Raw genomic sequence first — 2184 nt, 5'->3', positions numbered from 1 at the left:
CCGCCCCTTCGGGGCGGCAGTAAGGAGAAAATGATGCGTAACATTATTACCCCCGCTGTACTGAACACCATGATCCCCCAGGAATTCGAAGACTGGCGCGACGGCGGCGAAGACCTGCGCCGCGAACTGACCCACGCCGTGATGCGTGACCTGACCAGTCCCGCAGGCTGGGACATGAACGGCGAGTACCGCAGCGAGTTTGGCGGTTTTTTCCCGGTGCAGATCCGTTTCACGCCATCTCACGGCAATTTCAGCCTGGCGGTATGCAGTCCCGGAGATATCAGCCCGTCCTGGATGGTGGTCTTCATTCCGGTCAGCGGTCGCCCGTTCTCTGTTATCCGCACGCTGCCAGCCTGGTCGCCGGAGGTGATCAGCCATACACTCAGCCTTGTGGCTCGCCTCGATGCCGATGGTTACAGTCAGGCCAGCATTGTCAGCGTTCTGGCGATGGAGGGCGCGGCATGATCCCTTTATCTCACGCGCTGGTTGCCCTGAAACCCGCCCGTCAGGCCGCACTACAGGCCATTATGACCGTGGAAGAATCCCGCAGCCGGGGCGCACGTCTGCCCGCACTGCCACATGCGCGTACTTTTTTGCGCGTGCTGACCGGCAGCAGCCGGATTAACACGGCGGTGGCACAGCGTATTCCCGGCCTGAACTGGGAGCCGAAGAACCGCCTGTGCAGTCTCAAACAGGTGGAGGAAGCGCTGGATCGACTGATTGCCACTAAGGGGGAGCATTGCCCGCTGCCGCTCTCCGTGGATGTGCAGGCCGAACTGTTCCCGGAGGTGATGCACACCCGGACAGATCGCCGGATGCAGCGTGATAAAATCGCCTTTACCCGCAAAATGCGCCGGGAAGACCGGGCGCTTGAGCATCGCTGGCTGTTACGTCAGAACCTGCTGGGGCAGGCCATGACGGAGCTTAACTTTCAGTCGCCGGAAACCATCAGTGCCTGGTATACGCGCTGGGCTGACGAGTTTGACGCGCGGGAGCTGGCGCATGGGTTCTGGCAGTGGCGGACGCGGTTTGCCTCGCTGAAGCCGCTGGACTGGCTGCGCGACAGCGATGAGCCGCTGTATGCCGTTATGCATGAAATCCGGTTCATCGTCCGGGACACCCCGGCGCATGTGCGCGAGGCCGAACGCTGGCAGGTGCCCAACAAACTGACGGACCGGAGCCGGGGATGAAGTGGCGCTACTCACTGCGCTGGAAGCTGCCGCACAGACCGTGTCCGGGGCCGCATGAACTGGCATCGGAAGTGGTGGAAGCCGGGCTGCCCGCTCCTGAATCGGTGATGGCCCGCTGGGTGGCAGGTGCGGGGTACGCGGTGTGCGTGGATTTCCTGGATGAGAGGCAGGTAAGGCGCTGGAGCGATGAACGGAAGGCCGCTGCCCGCAGACGAAATCTGGAACGCCGCGTGAACCGGATTGCGCCGTTATTTGCTGATGAGTTAATCGAACGGGAACTGGAGACTCGGCCCGAATATTTTCAGGGCAAAAGTATGAATTTTCAGCGAAAGATGAGGATTTATGCTGAAGATTTTAACGATAATACAGTAGCTGGTTGGGGGGCTAAAAATGAGATACTGGATACTGGTTGCACTGTTTTATGTTTTGTTTGCGCTGATCATGCATTTTGCTGCTCCACAAATGTATGGAACGATCCCGTATTATATTGGATTGGGCGTCTGCTCGCTGATTGCATTGATAATTACCTGGAATGATCCGCCTGCACTGCTCGATGAGATAATATTCTTTGCCTTTAAATGGGGAGCACTGGTTGGCGGTATGGCTTTTTCGGTCTGGGGCATTGGATACAAACTCGAATTCTGGGGAAATAGTGAATCTGATGCCGTTTTTAGCAGCGCTTTCGATACCATCATGCCTAATCTGGCGATACTGACAGGGCTCATGATTCTGTTCGGTGCTTACATATGGTATCCGCGTAAATAGATCATATTTTGCCTGTTTCATGGTGAAGAATTAAAAGAGCGGTGGTGCCTGCGACACGACCGCTTTTTTTTCTAAATTCCTGTCCCATCCTTACTGCTCTGTCTCTGCCAATATCTGCTGCCTGATGCTCTGATATACCGGTTATTGAGTTTGCACGTTTTTCCTCTGTTGATAGCAGGCTATTGCCTTTCTGTACTCAGTAATAACAGACTGATGGCCCCCTTCGGCT

2 protein-coding genes and 1 pseudogene are annotated in these 2184 nt (G+C 56.3%); all 3 read left to right on the top strand.

Features of this window, described 5'->3' with window-relative positions; all coding sequences use genetic code 11:
• Window positions 1–30: 30 nt before the first annotated feature.
• On the top strand, window positions 31–465 hold the full coding sequence (gene psiB / locus FDW94_RS23535) for a conjugation system SOS inhibitor PsiB (RefSeq protein ID WP_170974237.1): 435 nt from the start codon (window positions 31–33) through the stop codon (window positions 463–465).
• A complete protein-coding gene (locus FDW94_RS11605) occupies window positions 462–1190 on the top strand; it encodes a plasmid SOS inhibition protein A (RefSeq protein ID WP_137377616.1) in 729 nt (242 codons plus the stop codon). Before psiB ends, FDW94_RS11605 begins: the two co-directional genes overlap by 4 nt.
• Window positions 1187–1504, top strand: a pseudogene (locus FDW94_RS11600) (theronine dehydrogenase); the annotation flags it as partial. The gene FDW94_RS11605 and the pseudogene FDW94_RS11600, both read left to right, overlap by 4 nt.
• Window positions 1505–2184 lie beyond the last annotated feature (680 nt).

This window comes from Citrobacter sp. wls757, assembly GCF_005280935.1.
Taxonomy (GTDB): domain Bacteria; phylum Pseudomonadota; class Gammaproteobacteria; order Enterobacterales; family Enterobacteriaceae; genus Citrobacter; species Citrobacter portucalensis.
The sequence above is the reverse complement of the archived record's forward strand: the minus strand, read 5'-3'. Positions and strand labels throughout refer to the sequence as shown.